This is a genomic window from Vibrio sp. 10N.286.49.B3, from assembly GCF_002873395.1.
Lineage (GTDB): Bacteria > Pseudomonadota > Gammaproteobacteria > Enterobacterales > Vibrionaceae > Vibrio.
In genome coordinates this window covers 1-432 of sequence record NZ_MCUV01000064.1, presented here as the reverse complement: position 1 = coordinate 432, position 432 = coordinate 1, and the positions used below count along the sequence as shown (strand labels likewise).

Genomic DNA, 432 nt, shown 5'->3' with positions numbered 1-432 from the left:
CTCGGTCTAAACACCCGAAACAATCAATTGAAGCCCAAGAAGCTTTTAAAAAAATTCCAAATCGAAACGATCCTTAAGATCCCAGGGCATGTCTCCCTAAATGACGTTCAAATATGGTTTCAAGATGAAGCCAGGTTTGGTCAGCGCAATACAACCACTCGAATATGGGCAGAGAAAGGCACTAGACCTAGAGCTGTTCAACAACAGCAGTTTGAATATGCTTATCTGTTTGGAGCAGTATGTGTGACGACCGGTCAAGCGGAGGCTATTGTTGCTCCACTAAGCAATATGGAGGTGATGAAAGAACACCTTAAACTCATATCTCAAGCTACTCCGATAGGCAAACATTCCGTTGTCATCATGGATCAAGCGAGCTGGCACCAAAGTTATCTCACCGATGACTTTAAAAACCTGACCATAATTCACATCCCG

At 43.5% G+C, this 432-nt stretch carries 1 pseudogene; it reads left to right on the top strand.

The features are described from left to right. Window positions 1-432, top strand: a pseudogene (locus BCU68_RS15825) (IS630 family transposase); the annotation flags it as partial.